Annotated in this window: 15 protein-coding genes; 4 read left to right on the forward strand and 11 right to left on the reverse strand. The window is 65.1% G+C overall.

Features of this window, described 5'->3' with window-relative positions; translation table 11 throughout:
• Positions 1-60: 60 nt before the first annotated feature.
• The 11 genes from addA to K0P03_RS18520 all read right to left on the reverse strand — a co-directional run bounded on the left by addA (position 61) and on the right by K0P03_RS18520 (position 17,297).
• Entirely contained in the window at positions 61-3,618 is a 3,558-nt protein-coding gene (addA, locus tag K0P03_RS18470; protein WP_272790290.1) for a double-strand break repair helicase AddA, read from the reverse strand.
• Positions 3,611-6,793 (reverse strand): double-strand break repair protein AddB, encoded by a 3,183-nt coding sequence (gene addB / locus K0P03_RS18475; RefSeq protein WP_272790291.1) that lies wholly within the window; start codon positions 6,791-6,793, stop codon positions 3,611-3,613. The genes addA and addB overlap by 8 nt, the downstream gene beginning before the upstream one ends.
• Entirely contained in the window at positions 6,790-7,524 is a 735-nt protein-coding gene (locus K0P03_RS18480) for a nucleotidyltransferase family protein (RefSeq protein WP_272790292.1), read from the reverse strand. Before K0P03_RS18480 ends, addB begins: the two co-directional genes overlap by 4 nt.
• Before the next feature lie 69 nt (positions 7,525-7,593).
• Positions 7,594-9,090 (reverse strand): tRNA (adenosine(37)-N6)-threonylcarbamoyltransferase complex ATPase subunit type 1 TsaE, encoded by a 1,497-nt coding sequence (tsaE, locus tag K0P03_RS18485; RefSeq protein ID WP_272790293.1) that lies wholly within the window; start codon positions 9,088-9,090, stop codon positions 7,594-7,596.
• A gap of 6 nt (positions 9,091-9,096) precedes the next feature.
• Positions 9,097-11,550 (reverse strand): sensor histidine kinase, encoded by a 2,454-nt coding sequence (locus tag K0P03_RS18490; RefSeq protein WP_272790294.1) that lies wholly within the window; start codon positions 11,548-11,550, stop codon positions 9,097-9,099.
• 290 nt (positions 11,551-11,840) lie between these two features.
• Complete coding sequence (gene ahcY, locus K0P03_RS18495; RefSeq protein WP_130518056.1) at positions 11,841-13,241, reverse strand: adenosylhomocysteinase; 1,401 nt, start codon at positions 13,239-13,241, stop codon at positions 11,841-11,843.
• Between the two features lie 156 nt (positions 13,242-13,397).
• A complete protein-coding gene (locus K0P03_RS18500) occupies positions 13,398-13,670 on the reverse strand; it encodes an HPr family phosphocarrier protein (protein WP_023514719.1) in 273 nt (90 codons plus the stop codon).
• Between the two features lie 15 nt (positions 13,671-13,685).
• Positions 13,686-14,087, reverse strand: coding sequence for a PTS sugar transporter subunit IIA (locus K0P03_RS18505; RefSeq protein WP_023514720.1), 402 nt, complete (start codon positions 14,085-14,087; stop codon positions 13,686-13,688).
• A gap of 150 nt (positions 14,088-14,237) precedes the next feature.
• Positions 14,238-14,693 carry an HPr kinase/phosphorylase gene (locus K0P03_RS18510; RefSeq protein WP_272790295.1) on the reverse strand — a complete coding sequence of 152 codons (456 nt, stop codon included), beginning with the start codon at positions 14,691-14,693 and terminating at the stop codon, positions 14,238-14,240.
• Entirely contained in the window at positions 14,690-16,420 is a 1,731-nt protein-coding gene (locus K0P03_RS18515) for a sensor histidine kinase (RefSeq protein ID WP_245290438.1), read from the reverse strand. Before K0P03_RS18515 ends, K0P03_RS18510 begins: the two co-directional genes overlap by 4 nt.
• A 145-nt stretch (positions 16,421-16,565) precedes the next feature.
• A complete protein-coding gene (locus tag K0P03_RS18520; protein WP_023514723.1) occupies positions 16,566-17,297 on the reverse strand; it encodes a response regulator transcription factor in 732 nt (243 codons plus the stop codon).
• Between the two features lie 312 nt (positions 17,298-17,609).
• Here K0P03_RS18520 and K0P03_RS18525 point away from each other — a divergent pair, with 312 nt between their 5' ends.
• The 4 genes from K0P03_RS18525 to K0P03_RS18540 all read left to right on the forward strand — a co-directional run bounded on the left by K0P03_RS18525 (position 17,610) and on the right by K0P03_RS18540 (position 21,045).
• The gene (locus K0P03_RS18525; protein ID WP_272790296.1) at positions 17,610-19,220 is read left to right on the forward strand and encodes a phosphoenolpyruvate carboxykinase; all 1,611 of its coding nucleotides are present in this window, start codon (positions 17,610-17,612) and stop codon (positions 19,218-19,220) included.
• A 127-nt stretch (positions 19,221-19,347) separates the two neighbouring features.
• Positions 19,348-19,782, forward strand: a complete 435-nt coding sequence (gene arfB / locus K0P03_RS18530; RefSeq protein WP_050745390.1) for an alternative ribosome rescue aminoacyl-tRNA hydrolase ArfB — start codon at positions 19,348-19,350, stop codon at positions 19,780-19,782.
• Between the two features lie 108 nt (positions 19,783-19,890).
• Entirely contained in the window at positions 19,891-20,403 is a 513-nt protein-coding gene (lysM, locus tag K0P03_RS18535) for a peptidoglycan-binding protein LysM (protein ID WP_050745391.1), read from the forward strand.
• Positions 20,404-20,427: 24 nt separating this feature from the next.
• On the forward strand, positions 20,428-21,045 hold the full coding sequence (locus K0P03_RS18540) for an alpha-ketoglutarate-dependent dioxygenase AlkB family protein (protein WP_272790297.1): 618 nt from the start codon (positions 20,428-20,430) through the stop codon (positions 21,043-21,045).
• The last annotated feature ends 2 nt before the right edge of the window (positions 21,046-21,047 follow it).

The raw sequence follows: 21,047 nt of genomic DNA on the forward strand, positions 1-21,047 counted from the left end.
TCAAGGCCTGACACCGCTCTGCCGGTGGCCGGAAGGCGACCGGTCGTCCCGTCCGGTATCTCACTTCGAGGCGAGTTCGGCAAGGCTTGCCTCCATCAGGCCGGCGTCCAGCCAATAGGTTTTCGCCGCCTCCGTATAGATCAGCCCGCAGCGGATTTCCCGCGCCGGATAGAGTGGCATAAGGATCGCGCGGTAGATCGCAAGCTGCGCCCGGTGCTCGAAGGGAATGTCGGCATGCGAGGCAGGTGGCACACGGTTCGTCTTGAAATCGACGATCTCGACAGCCGCATCGGTGATCGCCATGCGGTCGATGCGGCCGGAGACCGCATAGTCCCGGCTGCCGAGCGTCAGCGTGCCCATGATCGATACCTCTGCGCGGGCGGCCGGTGAAAAGATCGCGGCGAGGTCTTCGTCGCCGATCACCGCGAGCGCCGCTTCGACCAGCGAGGTCCGCGCGCTTTCCGGCCAGTGGGCGGCCGCCCGTTCGAGATAGCGCCGCGCTGCTGCGGGCCGTTCCGCGTCAGCGAAGGCGGGCAGGACCTGGAGGAAACGGTGCAGGATGCGCCCTCGCTCCATCGCAAGGCCGGCGCCCGGAACGCCACCCTTCCGACCGAAGAGCGCCGAGGGCACCAGGAGGTCCGCCGCATCCGTCTCGATCACTGCTGCCGCACCCGAGGGGCTGAGCGGTCGCGGCAATGATTTCTGCGGTGGCAGGGGACGACCCAATGCTTCAGGAAGCGTAACCTTCACCTTGTCCTCGATGGGGGCCGCGGTGGCCGCCTCCAGGGTCGCCGCCCCGGCCTCACGCCAGGAAAATCCCGGCCAGCTCTCGCCTGCCGTCGAAAAGGTCTTTTCAACGCACCGCGCACCATCGGCAGAAAGCGCCGCCGTGATCATCTGATGCCAGGTGTCCTTGTTCTCCAGCCGGCCGCGATAGCCGCAGACGACGAGGCGATCCGCCGCGCGGGTCATCGCCACGTAGAGCAGGCGGCGGTATTCCTCTTCCGCGCTGTCCTTGATGCGCTCCGCATCGGCCACCGTCAGCGCGTTGCCAAGATCCTTGAGCGGCAGCCAGGCCGGCAGGCCGCCGGCAAGGCCGGGTGCCGAGAGAAAACGCAGGTGCGGCATGTGGCTGGGGCTGAAGGGTTTTGCGCCGCCGTCGGCGAGGAAGACCACCGGCGCCTCCAGGCCCTTGGCGGCATGCACCGTCATGATGCGGATCTCGCCGCGCGCCTTGTCCTGCTCGCGCTTGACGGTCGGGGCTTCGAGCTCCAGCGTGGAGACGAACGCCTGCAGGCCCGGCAGGCCGTTCTCCTCCTGCTCCAGCGCGAATGTCAGGAACTCGTCGATGATTTCGCCGGCTTCCGTCCCGAGCCGGGCGAGAAAGGCCCGCCGCCCGCCGCCGGCACCGAGAATACGCGCATAGAAATCGTGTACTGCCTGGCCCTGCGCATCGCGCAGCACGTCCCTGAGGCGCCGCACGATGCCGGCCAGCACAGCGTCTTCTTCCGCAGCCTCCGTCAGGCGCGCCCAGAGGCCCTGCCGTTCGCCGCGCCGCGCCGCCAGCGCAAACAGCGCCTCTTCGTCGAGATTGAACAGCGGGCTCTTCAGGAGCGCTGCCAGCGAAAGGTCGTCTTCCGGCAGAACGGCGAAGCGGCCGAGCGCCATCAGGTCCTGCACCGCGATGTGCTTCGTCAGCACCAGCCGGTCGGCGCCGGCGACAGGGAGATTGTGGCGCTGCTTCAGGGTGCGCGTCAGCGCATTGACGAAGGCGTCGCGCTTGCGCACCAGCACGATGACGTCGCCGGCCGCCATGGGCCGCGTCTTACCTTTTTCCGTCACCGTTTCCCGGCCGATCCAGGCCGCGAGCGTATCGGCGATGCGCCGGGCCAGCACGTTGATCGGCGCCTCCTCGGCCACCGCGTCGAAGGGTGCTGTCCAGTCCTCCTCGTCAAGACCCGGCGGGGCGGCGATCACCTCCCAGATATCGACCGCGCCCGGTTCGCGCCCGCGGTTGGAGGCATGCACGATCTCGCTGCCGTCAGGCGTCAGGCCGCGCGCATTGGCGGGGTCGAGAAAGACCTGGTCGACCGCCGAGAGCACTTCGCGTGTCGAGCGGAAGGAGAGCAGCAGCCGGATCGGGCTGAAGGCGGCTTCTGCCGCCTGCGTGCGGCGAAGAACCGTGCGGCCCTCCTCGGCGAAACGCTCCGGCCGGGCGCCCTGGAAGGAGTAGATCGACTGCTTCTCGTCGCCGACGGCGAAGATGGTGCGGTTCCGGTTCCGCGCCGTTTCGCCGGCGAAGAAATCGTCCGTCAGCGACTTGACGATCTGCCATTGCCGCGGGCTGGTGTCCTGTGCCTCGTCGACGAGGATGTGGTCGATGCCCTGGTCGAGCTTGTAGTGCACCCAGGCGCTCACCTTCTCGCGCGTGAGCAGCCGCGCGGTGCGGTCGATCAGGTCGTCGAAGTCGAGCAGGCTGCGCGCCCGCTTCAGGTCCTCGTAATCGCCGATCAGCCGCTCGGCGATGACGAGCGCCGCGCGCGTCGCCTCGTACATGCGGAACCGTCGCAACCGGTCGTCGCAGGCGACCACATGGGCCTGGGCGGCCAGAAGCGCGGTTTCGAAATGGGGGGCGCTGTCGCGAACCTTCTTCGACAGGAACGATCGGTCGAGGCTGCGCGGTGAGCCGGTGCCGGTGAAGAAGAGATCATGCAGTGCCGCGCGCTGCGCCTCGGCATCGGTGAGCCGGGCTACGCCGCGCAGGCCCGCGGCGGAGGTCTTCACCGTCTCGCTGCCGAGGCTCTCCGCCGCTGCGAGATAGGATTCGAGAACCGCGCCTTGCAAACCGTCGAGCGGCCAGAATGCGGCGAGGATGTCGTCTGCCGTCTCGTTTGGGTCGAGCCCGGTTTCCCGGCGCAGCACGGCATCCATGCCGCCCGCCTTCGCGGCGCCGTCCAGGAACTCACGGATCTGTCCGCGGCTCGCCACGATATCGGCGATCAGCCGCTCCAGCCCGGTGTCGTCGGCAATGTCGAGCACGGTGGCGAAGGCGGCCGCCAGTGTGCTGTCGTCCTCGTTCGTCGTCGCGGTCAGCAGTGTCCGGCGGGCATCGGCCAGCAGCACGGCCGCGGCCCGGTCGTCGAGCACGGAGAAGTGGCCGGCGACATTGGCTTCCAGCGGAAACTGGTGCAGCAGTGCCTCGCAGAAGGCGTGGATCGTCTGGATCTTCAGCCCGCCCGGCGTTTCGAGCGCACGCGCGAAGAGGCGGCGCGCCTCGGCAAGCTTGAACAGGTTCGGCTCTCTGCCCTCGATCGCCGCCACGCGCTCCGACAGGATTTCGTCGGAGAGCGTTGCCCATTCGGCCAGCCGCTCGAAGACGCGGTTCGACATTTCGGAAGCCGCAGCCTTGGTATAGGTGAGGCAGAGGATGGCGGAGGGCCGGCAACCGGCGAGAAGCAGGCGGATCACGCGCTGCGTCAGCACATGGGTCTTGCCCGAGCCGGCATTGGCCGAAACCCAGGCCGAGCGGGCGGGATCGGAGGCCGTCGCCTGTTTCTGCGTGGTCCAGCTCAGCCAGGCGGCGGGCTCGGCGGAGGCGGGCCGATCGTCCTCAAGCATCCTCGCTCTCCCCGTTGCTTTCCGCCGAGGACCATTCGGCGACGCGCGCCAGATGGTCGTATTCCCCGCCATAGTCCCGTTCCTGTTCGGGAATGAGCCGGGAGGCAAAACCATAGCGGCCTTCGATGAGGCCCGTCAGAAGCTTTTCCAGCTCCGTCAACGCTTCCTCGGCAAGCTCGACCGCGGATTTCGGTGTGGCGTTCGCCGATTTGGCGTGCTCGTTGTTCACCTGCTCGGCCTTGAACCGTTCGCCGGGTTTGAGGCGCACATAGAGAAGGTTCGCCGGCTCGCGAAGCCCCGGTCCGCGGAAGGCGCCGCGCCGGATCGCCGCCGCTTCCAGCGCGAGCTGCGGATCGAGCAGCGCCCGCGCCACCTTCAGCGACGGCGTGCTGCCGGTCTTGTAGTCGAGGAGATCCGCGCCGCCATCCGGCAGAATGTCGATGCGGTCGGCAATGCCGGTCAGGCGGATGCCGCCGACCGAAAGATCGAGCGAGGCCGGCACCTCCGTCAGGCTCTCGCGCACGCCGCCCGCCCGCTCGAGGTGCCAGTGGACGAAGGCGCGGGCGACGGCGGCAAAGCGCGGCCGCCAGACGGCATCGATATGCGGGGGCAGGGCGACAGCGTCGAATTCTTCCGCAAGGATGCGGCCGATGAGGGCGAAGGGCTCGCCGCTCGCTTCCTCGCGCACGAAACGATCGACGATACGATGGTAAAGCGAGCCGCGCTCGGCCGGCCCCGGATCGAGATTGAAGGGAGCGACCGGGTCGAGGCGCAGGATATGGCGGGCATAGATCGCATAGGGGTCGCGCCGGAGGCGCCCCACTTCGCTGAACGAGTATTTCTTCGGCTGCAGCTCGGCCGGCGGATGCGGCGCCGGGCGCCGGGCGGTCGGTACGGACGGGCTGCGATCAATCTCGTTCGCCCAGTCGATGAGACTTTTTCCGCGCGCCCTGAGGTCTGCGGCAAGGGTGGGGCCGCCGACGGCGATGAGCCGTTGCAACCAGCGCGAGGCGACGGTTGGTGCGGTGCCGTTGCGCAGCGCCCGCGTCAGTACCAGTTTCGGCGCGGCTGCGGCCATCTGCAGGTCGTGGCCGAGCTGTCCGATGCGCCGTTCCGGCGGCTCCAGGCCGATCTCCACCTTCATGACGCGCGACAGGAAGGCGTCGTTCGCCGCCTGTCCCGGCCAGGTGCCCTCGTTGAGCCCACCGATCACCACCGTATCGACGCTTTGCAGGCGCGATTCGAGCGCGCCGAAGATGAAGACGCGCGGATGGCGCATGGAGCGCGGCTTGACGCTCTCGCTGGCCGCCAGCGCCTCGATGATGTCGCACCATTGCGGCCCATCGGCCTCGATCTGCCCGTCCGTCTCGATCACGCTCTTGAGGAGGTTCGCCAGGCTGTCGCCAGCCTCGCCGGACCAGAGGGCGGCAAGGTTGCCCTGTTCGTCCACCGCCGCCGCTTCGAGCACCCGGCCGGTCCGTTCCGACCAGTCGGAGACCGGAAGCTTCGAGGAGAAGCGTCGCCCCGTGCGGCTTTCCTGCACGAGCGCGCCGGCAAGCGGCTCGACCGCTTCGGCGATACGGCGTGCGAGATCGCGGGCAAGGGGGATGGCAGCCTCGGAAAGCGCCGTGCGCCACTCCGGCGGGTGGCGATCCAGTGCCTGACGGGCAAGCGCGGCCTCTAGCAGCGGTTCGAGCGTGGAGATGTCGATCTCGGCCGTGCCGCCGCGCAGCGCTGTCAGTTCCAGCGCCGCTACGGCGACGGCCAGGTCCGCTGCGGGCAGGCCGAAGCGGGCGAGGGGGTGTTTCAGCAGCGCGACGAGTGGCACCGGGTCGCCCGGCCGCAGTGCCGCCTCGTTGAGGAGACGCAGGAGCGTGCCCTGCGGTGTGGAAAGCAACGGTGTGCCGGCCGAATCGTCCGCCTCGATACCGAAGCGGGCAAGCTCCGCCGCCACGCGCCGGCCGAGCTTGCGGTCGGGCGTGATCAGTGCCGCCTGGGTGTCCTCGCCATCCTCCAGCGCCAGCCGCAGCGCAATCGCGATAGCCACCGCCTCCTCTCGCTCGTTGGCCGCCTCGACGAGCGACACGGCCTCGAAGGCCCCGGCCAGGCGGCCCGCATCGAGCATGCCGCGAACCTCGCCCCAGCCGGATGTTGCCTGGGTCGGCAGGAAGGCGCTGGAGAGGACCTGCGAGCGGTATTCCAGCGCTTCGGGTGGTGTGCCGAGCAAGTCGACATCCGCACGTGTGCAGCCCATGCGGGCGAGCAGGCGGTGGAGGCCGTATTGCGGATGGCTGCGGGCGGCGGCATCGGGTTTCAGGGCGCCGTCGCTGCCCGCATGGTGGCCGACGAGCAGCCATTCGGCATCCGACATGAAGCGATCGAGCCCCGGCAGGATCACCACGCCGTTCGGCAGGTCCGCCACGGCCGCGATCAGGCCGGCGGTTGCGGGAATGGAGCCGGTGGAACCGGCGATGATGACGGGGCCGGCGGGCGGCGTGGTGCGGTAGCGCTCGGTCTCGGCATGCAGTGTCGCATTGCGCCGCAGCGACGGGGAGGAGCGGTTGAGCTCCGTCAGCCGTGCCGGCCAGAATTCGCTGGCGATTTTCAGGAATTCGGCGGTGAGCTGCCACCAGAGCGCATGGTTGGAGACGTCGAGATTGTCGAGCGCCAGCCAGTCGAGCTCTTCCGTCTCCATCGCGTCGATGATTTCGGCGAGGTTGCGGGCGAGCCACACGGCATCGGCGGGGCTCGCGGGCGCAACGAGCGGACTTTCCGCATGAACGGAGGTGACCGCCGCAGGCAGCTGGTTGCGCCAGGCGAGCACGAGGCGGGCGAGTTCGAGAAGACGCGTCGGGCCGGACAGCGGCTCGGCCATGTCGAGCAGTGCCGGCGCGGCCTCGTCGAAGAAGCCGCTGTCGTCGTCGGTCTCGCCGAGCGCGCGGATGACCGGCAGGATGGCCGAGCGTCCGCCGAAGAGATCGACGAATTCCGAGCGCAGCACGCGGGCGGAGCGGCGGGTCGGCACGTAAATCGTGACGTCGGCCAGCGCCAGCGGATCGGCGGGGTCATAGGTGAAGCCGGGCATAAGCCGGCCGTCGACAAGGCTTTGGGCAGTCGTCCTCAAGAAAGGCAGGCTCGCCGGGATGGAGTAGATGCGTCCGCGCGCCCGCGTCACGCCGCCGCCTCGCGCGCCGCGCCGATGACGGCTTCCGCCGCGCCGATCGCATCCGGCGTGCCGACGGTGATCCAGTGGCCGTCCATCACGAGGCCGAAGAGGCGGCCCGTCTCGATTGCCCGGTCGAAATAGATGTTGAGGTTGAAGGCGTCCTCGGGCGCGTCGTCGAAGAGGGCCGGCATCATGGCGATGGCGCCGGCATAGACGAAGGGCGTTCCGTCGCCCTCCCGGTAGCGCGCCAGCCGCCCCTCGGCGTCCATCGAGAAATCCTTCTTGCCGTTGTGGCCGGTCGTGTCCTCCAGCTTCACGCAGAGCAGCAGCATGTCCATGCGCTCGGGGTCGAAGGCCTCGGCCAGCCGTTCGAGATTGCTCGGCTCGCCGAGCTTCTCGCCGATCCAGAAGAGGTCGGCATTCATGACAAAGACGGGGTCGCGGTTCAGCAGCTTCAGGCCCTTGGCGAGGCCGCCGCCGGAATTCATCAGTTGATCGGTCTCGTCGGAGAGGATGATTTCGGGAGCCGTGCGACCGGCGAGATGGGCGATCATCTGGTCGGCGAAATGGTGCACGTTGACGACGGCGCGCTTGACGCCCGCTGCGGCCAGCGCATCGAGCCCGTAGTCGATCATCGCCTTGCCGGCGACCGGCACCAGCGGCTTGGGCATCGTGTCGGTGATGGGGCGCAAGCGGGTGCCGAGGCCGGCGGCCAGCACCATGGCGTCTTCGATCTTCATCGGGGTTTCCAGGGCCATTTCAGCAAGAGTGCCATGCTAGTCTGCGCCAAAGGGACGCAAAAGAGATCCTCATGATTCGGTCGCGAGGATTCCAGCCTTTTCGCACCAGTCGCGCAAGGGGGCGAGATCGGGATGGGCGAGCGCCCGTTCCAGATTGCGGAAGGTGCGCGGCATATGGTTCATGTAGACGGGCTTGCCGTCGCGCTGCATCAGCCGCACCCAGAGGCCGACGAGCTTGCAGTTGCGCTGCGCCGCCATGACGTGCCAGTCGCGCAGGAACCGGTCCCGGTCGAAGCCGGGATCCGCAGCCCGCAGCGAAAGGTAGTGGTCGAGAACGCTTTCCGCCACCTCCTCCGGCATGTCGACACGCGCATCCTGCACCAGCGAGGCGACGTCGTAGGCCGAGGGGCCGATCATCGCGTCCTGGAAGTCGATGATGCCGACCCGGTCGGTGCCGGTTGCCTCCGGCCGCCAGATGATGTTCGGGGAGTGGAAGTCGCGCAGCAGAAGATTGTGCTCGGCGGCGGCAAGGCTGTCGATCAGCCCGTCCCACAGGGCGATATAGCTGCGGCGTTCGTCCTGGCTTGCCGGCGTGCCGCGCTTGAAGGGCAGGTACCAGTCGGTGAGCAGGCTCACCTCGATCTGTATGGCGTCGCGGTCGAAATCCGGCACGCGGTGCACGATGTCTCCGGCAACGGGAAGATCCCGCCGCGCAGGCTCGCCATGCAGACGCGCAAGGCAAGCGGCACTCTCGCGGTAGCGCTCGGCGATCGGCATGCCGTTTTCGTCGAGAACGCCTTCGCTGCCGAGATCCTCGATCAGCAGAATGCCCTCATCGATATCCATTTCGTGGATCGCCGGCGCGCGCAGGCCGCACGCGACGAGATACTGGCCGATCGCGATGAAGGGTTTCACATCCTCGGCGATATGGGCGATCTGCTGGTAATATTTTCCATGCGCAAGGATGGGCCCGGGCGTGTGGCGCGGCGAATCCATCAGCACGAAACGTGCGCCATCGAGATGGACATGCTCATAGGCGCGCACCGAGGCATCGCCCGTCAGGTGGCGGCGCGTGGCATTTCGGTAGCCGGCTTCATCGAGGAAGGCGCGGATCGCCAGGGAGCGGCGGATGCGTGCCAGGGCCGGTGCCGGGGCGTCGACGGTGACGCGCCGTCCCTCACCCTCATGCAGGAAAGTAAGCGTGATGCCGTCTGCCGGCAGCGTGCCAGACCCCTTTTCCGGCCATTCGACGAGGCAGATGCCGTCAGACAGCGCCTCGTCGAAGCCGAGTTCGTCGATCTCGGTAGCATCGGCGATGCGGTAAAGGTCGAAATGGGCGACGGGGATGCGCAGCTCGTAGCTCTGGACCAGCGTGAAGGTCGGGCTCGGCACTTCAAGATAGGCGTCGTTGGCGATCGCCCGGATCAGTGCGCGGGAAAAGGTCGACTTGCCGGCGCCAAGATCGCCCGACAGCGCGACATAGTCGCCGCGCTTCAGGCCGAGCGCCATGTCCTCGCCGAAGCGGATGGTCGCTGCTTCGTCGGGAAGGAAGAGGTCGAGCGCCATCCGGGCCTATTCCGCCGCAGCGAAGGACGTCATCGTCGCAGACGGAATGCGGCAGGTGACATCGGTGCCGCGGCCTTCATGGCTGTCGATCGTGACGGTGCCGTGGTGCAGGCTGACGAAGCTTTCGACGATCGAGAGGCCCAGGCCTGCACCGCCGCGCCGGCCATGGCTTTCGAAGCGATCGAACACCGTCTTCAGCACGTCCTGCGGAATGCCGGGCCCGCGGTCGGAAACGGTGAAGACGAGGTCGGCGCTCTCGCGCCAGCATTTGAGGCTGATCGAGCTGCCTTCCGGTGCGAAATTGGCGGCATTGCTCAAAAGCTTGATGAGGATCTGCTTGAGGCGCTGCTGGTCGGCGACGATGGTGCCGAGATTGTCGGGCGCGGTGATTTCCAGTGTCACCTGCGCTTCGTACAGCCGGTCGGCAAACTGCATGGAGACGTCGTCGAGCAGGTCCGTCAGGTTGATCTCGCTATAGTCGAGCTCCATGATACCGGCATCGACGGTGGCAAGGTCGAGGATATCGTTGACGATGGTGAGCAGCACCGCCGAGGATGTCGCGATGTGATCGACATATTCGGCCTGCCGGTCGTTGAGCTCGCCCATGGTCGGCGTCTTCAGGAGATCGGCAAAACCGATGATGTTGGTCAGCGGCGAGCGCAGCTCGTAGGAAACGTGCTGGACGAAATCGTTCTTCAGCGCATCGGCCTTGCGCAGGGCCTCGTTCTTTTCCGTGAGGGCCCGGCTGACGCGCACGCTGTCGGTGATGTTGACGAAGGTCAGCATCGTCTGGGCGTTGGAAAGCGGGATGACGGCGAAGTCGAGCACCAGGCCGGTGCGCAGCTCCAGCACGCCCTGGCAGGAGGGCCGCTCGTCATCGAAGCTGGTGATGATATGGGCAAAACGCTTCCAGCCGTCCGGCTTGTCATAGGACGGCGCGCAGGCCTGTTCGATGGCGCGGATATGGGTGCCGGATTTCGCCTCGGCCTCGCTGATACCCCAGAGCGCACGGAAGGCCGGGTTGGAGAGGCGGATGCGTCCGTCCGGGCTGAACACGGCGACGCCTTCGGCCAGATGGTCGATCGTCTCGTCCTGCACCTGTACAAGCGTATTGTAGCGCGTCTCGAGATCAACCTTTTCGGTCAGGTTCTCGAACACCCAGGTCGCGCCACCCTGTGGCCGCGCAGTGGCGAAGACACGCAGCGTCTGGCCGTTCGGCAGGTGCCAGAGGTCGGTCTGGGTGTCGATGGCGCGGTAGACGGAAAGCGCGGTGTCCTTCCACTGTTTCCAGTTGAGCTGTTCCGGCAGCTTCCCGTTGGCGCGCAGGCGGTCGAGCAGTTCGCCATTGCCGGGTTTGCCTTCGAGGAAGGCCGTGTCGATCTCCCACATGCGCTGGAAGGCCTGGTTGTAGAATTGCAGGCGCTGCTCGCCGTCGAAGATGGCGACGGGGGTCGCGAGATGATCGAGCGTCTCGGCGTGGCTCTTCAGCGTGCGCACCAGCTCCTCGCGCACCGCCTCGATGTCGGAGACATTGACGGCGATGCCGGCCGAACCTGTCGGGCTGCGTGCATCGACGACGTCGAAGAAGCTGCGGTTGCCGTGTACGACAGTCGAGACCTTGTCGCGGAACGGCGCATCATAGGTGCTGGCGGCGCGGATCTTTTCGCGCGCAATGGTCGGCAGCAGCTCGCGCCCCTCGGCTACGGCGCCGGCGGCATCCTTGGCCTCGACGGCTTCGGCATAGGCCTCGTTCACCCAGGCGAGCGAGCCGTCGGCCGCGCGCTGCCAGACGGGCAGGTCGATCTGGTCGAGCAGGCCCTGCAGCGTGGTGAGCGCCTGGACCAGCCGGTCGCGCTCCAGCCTCAGTTCGGCAGCTTCCGCGCGCAGGTTGTTCAGCGCCACGAAGCGCACGAAGGCCTGGCCGCCGGAAACGCGTCCCTGCGCTTCCAGCACTTCCTCGCGACTCGTTTCGAGGATCAGGTCGAAACTCTGCGCCTGCGAGCGCAGCTTTTCGACGGCGCGCTCGATTTCGGCGGCGGAGGTCGGCTTCAGCCAGCGGCCGAAGGCGAGGAAGTCGCGGTCGGCCAGCGGCGCTCCGGTCTCTGCCGGAAGCTGGCCCAGGAATTCTGGTTTATCCGAAAGGCCGTCCCAGACGACGATGCGCCGGTCCTTGTCGCCGATCAGTGCCTGGAGACGGGAAACATTGTGGCGCGCATCGGAAAGATGCGCCTTCAGTTCGCGGCTTTCCGCTTCCATGCGGCCACGCTGGCGGATCATCCAGATCGCCGAAACCATCGCTGCCGACATCACGCCGAGCAGCATGGAAACGGTGACGATCTCCGTGGTGGCGAGATAGGGGCCGGCGGCATGCGCCGGGCCGGCAAGCGCCGTCAGCGCCGAGCCGGCCGACAGTGCCGATACGAGACGGCGCTTGCCGCTCGTAAACCATTCATTAACCATAAATTTATTCTGCGCATAGGAATGCGCCCTGTCCCGCCCCGGCATGGCAAAAGCCTGCCCGGAACGGCCTCGTTTTGTGTCCGCCATCATCCCCGGTCTGTCTCCGTCCGTTTGCCGCCTGATCGACAAGACATCCCAATCCGGCGCGAAGGGTCCGCATCTGCACGCCGAATCAATGCTTTAAAAGATACTTGTTTCCAGAATCGTCGGGAAGGGATGCGCCCAAAAAAGAAGCTGCGCGCCTTGTCAAGCGCGCAGCCCCTAGATGTTGTGGATAACCTGGGTAAGGATCAGTACCTGTAGTGCTCGGCCTTGAACGGACCCTGGGTCGTCACGCCGATATAGCCGGCCTGTTCTTCGGAGAGCTCCGTCAGGCGCGCACCGAGCTTGGCGAGGTGCAGGCGCGCGACCTTCTCGTCGAGCTGCTTGGGCAGAACGTAGACTTCGTTCTGGTAGGCGTCGCCCTTGGTGAAGAGCTCGATCTGGGCGAGAACCTGGTTGGAGAACGAAGCGGACATCACGAAGGACGGGTGGCCGGTGGCGTTGCCGAGGTTGAGCAGGCGTCCCTCGGACAGCAGGATCATGCGGTTGCCCTTCGGGAACTCGATCATGTCGACCTGCGGCTTGATGTTCGTCCACTTGAAATTGCGGAGCGACGCGACCTGGATCTCGTTGTCGAAGTGGCCGATATTGCCGACGATCGCCATGTCCTTCATCTCGCGCATATGGTCGACGCGGATGACGTCCTTGTTGCCGGTGGTCGTGATGAAGATGTCGGCGGTGGAGACGACGTCTTCGAGCTGCACGACTTCAAAACCGTCCATGGCGGCCTGGAGGGCGCAGATCGGGTCGATCTCCGTCACCTTGACGCGGGCGCCGGCGCCCTTAAGCGATGCAGCCGAACCCTTGCCGACGTCGCCATAGCCGCAGACGACGGCAACCTTGCCGGCCATCATCACGTCGGTGCCGCGGCGGATGCCGTCGACCAGCGATTCCTTGCAGCCGTACTTGTTGTCGAACTTCGACTTGGTGACGCTATCGTTGACGTTGATCGCCGGGAAGGGCAGCAGGCCCTTCTGCTGGAGCTGGTAGAGACGGTTGACGCCGGTGGTGGTCTCTTCCGTCACGCCCTGGATGGCGTCGCGCTGCTTGGTGAACCAGCCCGGGGAAGCGGCGAGGCGCTTCTTGATCTGTGCGAAGAGGATCTCTTCTTCTTCCGAGCCCGGGTTGACCAGAATGTTCTCGCCGGCTTCGGCGCGGGCGCCGAGCAGGATGTACATGGTGGCGTCGCCGCCATCGTCGAGGATCATGTTGGAGAGACCGCCATCGGCCCACTGGAAGATCTTGTCGGTGTATTCCCAGTATTCGGTGAGGGTTTCGCCCTTCACGGCATAGACCGGGATGCCGGCGGCGGCGATCGCGGCAGCGGCGTGGTCCTGCGTGGAGAAGATGTTGCACGAGGCCCAGCGGACATCGGCGCCGAGCGCGACCAGCGTCTCGATGAGTACGGCGGTCTGGATGGTCATGTGCAGCGAGCCGGTGATGCGCGCGCCCTTGAGCGGCTTGGCGGTGCCGAACTCTTCGCGGCACGCCATCAGGCCTGGCATTTCGGTCTCGGCGATCTGAATTTCCTTGCGGCCGAAATCGGCAAGCGCGATGTCGGCGACGTGGTAGTCCTTCGTGGTGGTCATGGGGTCTCCAGCCTTTTGGCACGTGCAGCAACGAAATTGCCTGCGCCCGTGCGTGGAACGAACAGATACTATTCGTGATGGCGCTTCCTATCAGGAAATGCCGGCTGGAGCAACAGGATATAAAGAAGTCTTTATATCCTTATGTCGGCGCTTGGTTTACATTTCTTCGCCGAAACGATCGGCCACCAGCGCGTCGAGGGCGTCGAGCACCTCGCGTGCCTGGACGCCGACCGCCGTCACCAGCACGGAACAGCCGGGGCTGGCGGCCAGCATCATCAGGCCCATGATCGATGTGCCGCCCACCGTCATGCCGTCCTTGGAGACGGTGACTTCGGCGTCGTAGCCATCGACTGTCTGGACGAATTTCGCCGAGGCGCGGGCATGGAGACCGCGCTTGTTGATGATGAGAAGCTCTTTCGAGACGGTCATGGACGGCGGAAAACCCTATTTGCCACTGAGCACGCGGCTTGCCACGTTGATATATTTGCGGCCGGCCTCGGAGGCGTCGATCAGCGCCTTCTCCATATTGTTCTCACCGCGAATGCCGGCGAGCTTGATCAGCATGGGAAGGTTGACGCCGGCAATCACCTCGATTCCGTTGCCGTTCATCACGGAAATGGCGAGGTTGGACGGCGTGCCGCCGAACATGTCAGTGAGGATGATGACCCCATTGCCCTGGTCGGCAAGCATCACCGCCTCCAGGATATCCTGGCGACGCTGGTCCATGTCGTCCTCGGGGCCGATGCAGACGGTCTCGATTGCCTTTTGCGGACCAACGACATGCTCAAGGGCGTGCCGGAATTCTTCCGCCAGCTTGCCATGGGTGACAAGCACCAGTCCGATCATCAGCAGTCGCTCCAGTTTCCCAACTCAAACGGACGGCGGAATACCGCAACGCAACAATTCCGTCCACCGTTGGGGTGGCCATCATGTCAATGAAAAGACCAAGTGCAAGTCCAAAATGCCCGATTTCGTGTTTTCTCGGGGCTTTTGCGGTCAACTCTCCAGGATTTCCGGGTGAATTGCGATCAAGGTCGAAAAAGCACTCACGCTAGGGAAGAGCGGTAGCCGTGTGAGGGGCAGGAGGAGCGACGGTAGAACCGTGACGGTTTCCCCTTCCGGCGGCAGGCGCTCGGTAAATGGCGGCTCCATCGGGCGTATCGCCCGGATGAGAACGGCCGCCTCGATCGTCTTTACCGCGACGATGCCGGCCCCGCGGACCTCCGCCAGACCCGCAATGCTTTCTGGCGCACGGGCGATGAGCCGGCCGTTCGTTTCGGAAACGAAAACCTGGTCGTCGCTGACAAGGGCGGCGAAGAGGCCGCGGGCGCGGGCCTCGCCGATGCAGTGGAGCGCGACCGCACTCTTGCCCGTGCCGGAGGGGCCGATGAACAGAAAGCCGCGTGTGCCGATCACGATCGCCGTCCCGTGCACGTTGGCGAGGGGGGTCATTTTTGCGTCCCGGTCGGCAACGACAGTGTGAAGCGCGCGCCCGCCAGTTCGCCGGTCGCCTTGTCGACGATGTTGTCGGCCTTCAGCGTGCCGCCATGGGCTTCGGCGATCTGCCGCGAGATGGAGAGGCCGAGGCCGGAATTCTGGCCGAAATCCTCGGTGGCCGGGCGGTCCGTATAGAAGCGCTCGAAGATGCGGTCGATGTTTTCCGCCTGGATGCCGGGGCCGTTGTCCTCAATCTGGATGATGCAGCGGTCGTTCCGCCCGCGCGACAGGCGCACGACGATACGCCCGCCGGGGTCCGGCACGAAGGAGCGGGCGTTTTCGATGAGGTTCGTGACGATCTGGCCGATGCGCAGCTCGTAGCCGGATATCTCGAACTTCGCCTTCGGATTGTCCTTGCGGTCCACCACGAAATCGAGGGTCACCGGCTTCTTGCGCGTGTTGACCTGCCGCGAGATGTCGATGAGGTCGCCGAGCAGTTTCTCGAGATCGACAGTGCGGGCATCGCTGCGGGCAAGCTCGGCATCGAGGCGGGAGGCATCGGAGATATCGCTGATCAGGCGGTCGAGACGGCGAACGTCATGCTGGATGATGTCGAGCAGCCGCTTTTTCGATTCATCCGTCCGCGCCAGCGGCAGCGTCTCGACGGCGCTGCGCAGCGAGGTCAGCGGGTTCTTCAGCTCGTGGCTGACATCGGCGGCAAAGCTCTCGATCGCGTCGATGCGGTCGTAGAGCGCGTTCGTCATCTGGCGAAGCGCAATCGAAAGGTTTCCGATCTCGTCCTGGCGTGCCGAGAAATCGGGGATCTCCTCGCGCTCCTTGGCGCCGCGCCGCACGCGGATCGCCGCCGCCGAAAGCCGGCGCAGCGGGTTGGCGATGGTGCTGGAAAGTAGCAGCGACAGCGCGATGTTGACGAGGCCGGCAACGCCCGCAACACGCATGATGGCGAGACGCTCGGCATGCACGATCTTGTCGATGTCCCCTGCCTGGGTCGAGAGCAGCAGCACGCCGAGCACCGCGCGAAACCGCTGCACGGGCACGGCGACCGAGACGATCAGCTCGCCCTTGTCGTTGACGCGCACAACCGCGCCGCGCACGCCGGTCAGCGCATTCATCACTTCCGGATAGATCGAGCCGTCACCGCCGGGCGCTTCCTTGTATTGCGGCAGGTTGCTCGGCTGCAGGATGCGGTTGAACCAGACGTTCATGCGCTCGATGAGGCTGGTGCTTTCCGGTTCCACCGGCGGCAGATCGAAGCGCAGCACCTGGCCCTGCGTATAGAGATGCCGCGAATCGAGCAGCAGGTTGGCGTCCGTGTCGTAGATGCGCGCACGGGTGCGTGTCGGTGAGATCAGCCGCCGGAGAACCGGCGCTACGCGCTCCGGATTGATCGGGAATTCGAGGTCCTCGTCGTTCGGCAGCGGTGTGATGCTCTGGCCGGCCTGCAGCTCCAGCAGCTTTTCCGGGTCGATGGTGATCGAGTTGGTATCGACGGAAGCGGAAGCGGAGATCGCCCCTGCGATGATTTCGCCCTGGGTCAGGAGGCTCTCGACGCGCGCGTCGATGAGGCCCTCGCGGAACTGGTTGAGATAGAGGATGCCGGCGACGAGCACGACGAGCGCGACGAGGTTGAAGAACAGGATACGGCGCGTCAGGCTCGAAAAGACGGCATTGCCGAAGATGCGGCGGGCCAGCGTGAAGGGATGGGTCCAGCGGCGGCGCAGGGAGCGCGGCGCTGGGCGGCCCTCGACGTCTTCCCCATCCTTTTCCGGCGCTGTCTGCAACAAGCGGGTCTATCCTTCATGCGGCGCAACGCCGCTGACCGCGGCATGCCATCGCCGCCGCGGTCCATGCAAGCGAAATCGCGTCTCAGGCCATCTCGCGGAAACGATAACCGACGCCATAGAGCGTTTCGATCATGTCGAAGTCGGTATCGACCATCTTGAACTTCTTGCGAAGGCGCTTGATGTGGCTGTCGATGGTGCGGTCGTCGACATAGACCTGCTCGTCATAGGCCGCATCCATCAGCGAATCGCGGCTTTTGACGACGCCCGGGCGCTGCGCCAGCGAGTGGAGGATGAGGAATTCGGTGACGGTGAGCGTGACAGGCTCGCCCTTCCAGGTGCAGGTGTGGCGCTCCTGGTCCATGACGAGCTGGCCGCGCTCCAGCGAGCGGGCCGCAATCTCGCCGGCCTTTGCCGCGCTGCCGGCAGCACCCGCGGAGGCTGCGGCCTCACGGCTCGAGGCCCGGCGCAGGATCGCCTTGACGCGCTCCACCAGGAGGCGCTGCGAGAACGGCTTGGTGATGAAATCGTCCGCGCCCATCTTCAGCCCGAACAGCTCGTCGATCTCCTCGTCCTTCGAGGTGAGGAAGATGACGGGGATATCGGATTTCTGGCGCAGCCGGCGCAAGAGCTCCATGCCGTCCATGCGCGGCATCTTGATGTCGAAAATCGCCAGATGCGGCGGTCGGGCAAGAAGGCCGTCGAGGGCCGAGGCGCCGTCCGTATAGGTCTCGACCTTGTAGCCTTCTGCCTCCAGAGCGATCGACACGGATGTCAGAATATTCCGGTCGTCGTCAACGAGTGCGATCGTCTGCATCCTGCTAGTCTCCATATTCATCGGCGCCTTTCCCGACCTCGGATCGTTTCCTGTCCTGGATCTGATGCGCCTTCCTGGGGGTAAAGGTGGAACAAATTGTGGCGAAGATAAAGGGAGACGTTTCGGGCGTGCCGGCCAAGTCATTTTTAAATCGATTATTCAAACGATTAAAAAAGTAACATAATTCTTTAAATCGATTAATTAATTGATATCATTGCCTAATTTCTATTTTCCTCTTGTCTTTGTGACAGCTGCGCATTAGGTTCCGGCAAAATTCACACCAGTCTTGTCGCCTTGGAGGAAAACTGGACCATGCAGGAACTTGGCGTTCGCAACCCCGCTCAGGGGCTCACCGCGATGGGTATCCACACCAACGGCACGGTCCGGTACAACTTTGCTGCTGAGGCTCTCTATGAAGAGGCCCTCGGTCGTGGCGAAGCGGTCAAGACCGCCCATGGCGCCCTTCGCGCCCTCACCGGCCAGCACACCGGCCGTTCGCCCAAGGACAAGTTCGTCGTGCGCGACGAAAACACCGAAGGCGCCATCTGGTGGGACAACAACAAGGCCGTCTCGCGCGAGCATTTCGACGTGCTGCACGCCGACATGCTGGCCCATGCCGCCGATCGCGACCTTTTCGTGCAGGATCTCGTCGGCGGTGCCGATGCCGACTACGCCCTGCCGACCCGCGTCGTCACGGAACTCGCCTGGCACTCGCTGTTCATCCGCAACCTGCTCATCCGCCCGGAAGAGAAGGACCTTGCGGCCTTTGCCCCGAAGCTGACGATTATCGACCTGCCGACCTTCAAGGCCGATGTCGAGCGCCACGGCGCCCGCACGGAAACCATGATCGCCTGTGACCTGACCCGCGGCATCGTGCTCATTGCCGGCACCTTCTATGCCGGCGAGATGAAGAAGTCGGTCTTCACCGTTCTGAACTGGCTGCTGCCGTCGGAAAAGGTCATGCCGATGCACTGCTCGGCCAATGTCGGCCCGGATGGTGACGCTGCCGTGTTCTTCGGCCTGTCGGGTACCGGCAAGACGACGCTGTCGGCCGACCCGACCCGCACGCTGATCGGCGATGACGAGCACGGCTGGGGCGAAAACGGCATCTTCAACTTCGAAGGCGGCTGCTACGCCAAGGCGATCCGCCTTTCGGCCGAAGCCGAGCCGGAAATCTACGCGACGACGCAGCGTTTCGGTTCCGTCCTCGAGAACGTCGTGCTCGACGCGAACGGCGTGCCTGATTTCAACGACGGCTCGCTGACGGAGAACACCCGCTGCGCCTATCCGCTGGATTTCATCCCGAACGCCAGCAAGACCGGTCGCGCACCGCACCCGAAGACGATCATCATGCTGACGGCCGATGCCTTCGGCGTCATGCCGCCGATCGCCAAGCTGACGCCGGACCAGGCCATGTACCACTTCCTTTCCGGCTACACCGCCAAGGTTGCCGGCACCGAGCGTGGCGTGACCGAGCCGGAAGCCACCTTCTCGACCTGCTTTGGTGCCCCCTTCATGCCGCGCCACCCGACGGTCTACGGCAATCTCCTGAAGGAGCTCATCGCCGAGCACGGCGTCGATTGCTGGCTGGTCAACACCGGCTGGACGGGCGGCGCTTACGGCGAAGGCCGTCGCATGCCGATCAAGGCGACGCGCACCCTGCTCGCCAGCGCGCTCGACGGCTCTCTGAAGGACGCGCTGTTCCGCCGTGACGACAATTTCGGCTTCCAGGTGCCCGTTTCGGTGCCGGGTGTGGACACGAAGATTCTCGACCCGCGTTCGACCTGGGCCAATGGCGCTGCCTATGACAAGCAGGCCCAGAAGCTCGTCGACATGTTCATCGCGAACTTCGAAAAGTTCGAGGACCATGTCGATGGCGGCGTGCGCGATGCCGCGCCGGGCCTGAAGGTTGCCGCCGAATAAGGCTTTTTGGCAATGATTCACGTGAAACCCGGCCCCTGCGGCCGGGTTTTTCGTCGGTATTTTCCTTTCCGGCGGCAGCTTCCCGTTTCGCCCGGTGCCGGTTAAAACGGCCGGGAAAGGAATTTCCATGGCAAGCGCGCCCCTCTACATCAAGAGTTCGATCACGATTGCCGGCTGGGAACTGACCGAGCAATTCGTGCTGGCCGGCGGCCCGGGCGGGCAGAACGTCAACAAGGTCTCGACGGCTGTGCAGCTCTTCTTCGATCTGCGCAACTCGCCCTCGCTGAACGACCGGGTGAAGGCCAACGCGGAACGGCTCGCCGGCCGCAAGGTCTCCAAGGACGGCGTGCTGCTGATCGAGGCGAACCGCTTTCGCAGCCAGGAACGCAATCGCGAGGATGCGCGCGAGCGGCTGAAGGAGCTGATCCTCAAGGCGGCCGAACCGCCGCCGCCGGTGCGCAAGAAGACGAAGCCGACGAAAGGTTCGGTCGAACGCCGGCTCAAGGAAAAATCGGGCCGATCGGACGTCAAGCGCATGCGGGCCAAGCCCGGCGGTGAATGATTGCCGCAACTTGGCCGTTTAGCGGTGAGAGTGAAACGAGAGCTTTCCTTTGCGGAAGGGCTCTGCTTAAGTTCGGAAAACCAGGCAAAAAAGACCAGGGAGGTAGCCATGGGTCTCTTCAGCTTTATCAAGAACGCCGGCAAGAAGCTCGGCATCGGCGACGACGAAGCGCCGGAAGCCGAGGCGGTCAAGAAGGAGCTCGATTCCTTCGATCTCGGCACGCAGAATGTCGAAGTCTCCGTGGAGGGTGACAAATGTGTGCTGAAGGGCGTCGTGGCCGACCAGACGGCCTTCGAAAAGGCCGTCATCGCCGTGGGCAATACGCTGGGGATTTCCAAGGTCGAGGCCGCCGATCTCAAGGTCGCACCGGCCGATTCCGGCCTGAAACTCGAAAAGATCGACCTGACGGAACTCCTGAAAGTCTCCGCGCCCGCCAATGACCCGACCCTTCACACGGTCAAGAAGGGCGACAATCTCTGGAAGATCGCAGAGGCCTATTACGGCAAGGGCAAGGGCGCCAAGCACACCTTGATCTTCGACGCCAACCGCCCGATGCTCTCCCATCCGGACAAGATCTATCCCGGCCAGGTGCTGCGCATTCCGGACCTGGCGGAAGCGTGAACCGTACGGACCGCGAGATGTGTCATGGCTGAGCGCGGCCTCGCCCCGGGGCTGCGCTACTTCCCCGACCATTTTGATCGCTCGGCCCAGGAGGCCCTGGTCGCCGCTATCAGGCAGATCGTGGCCGAGGCGCCGCTCTTCGTGCCGCGCATGCCGAAGACCGGCAAGCCGATGTCCGTGCGCATGACCAATTGCGGCTCGCTCGGCTGGGTGACGGACAAGGACGGCGGCTATCGTTACCAGCCGACCCATCCCGAGACCGGCCGCCCCTGGCCGGCCATTCCCGAGACTCTTCTCGCCCTGTGGAACGCGGTATCCAGCTTCGAAAAGCCGCCGGAGGCCTGCCTCGTCAATTTCTATGATCCGGATGCCAAGATGGGCCTGCACCAGGATCGGGACGAGACTGAATTTGCAGCGCCTGTCGTGTCCGTTTCGCTTGGCGACCAGTGCCTGTTCCGCGTCGGCGGTGTTTCCCGCAGCGATCCGACACGGTCGTTCCGCCTCTCAAGCGGCGACGTTTTCGTGTTCGGCGGGGAAAGCCGGCTGATCTTTCACGGGGTTGACCGGATCTATCCCGGCACGTCGACGCTTTTGAAGAACGCCGGGCGCATCAATCTGACGCTCCGTCGGGTCAATCCATAGCC

The organism is Shinella sp. HY16 (genome assembly GCF_028534175.1).
Lineage (GTDB): Bacteria > Pseudomonadota > Alphaproteobacteria > Rhizobiales > Rhizobiaceae > Shinella.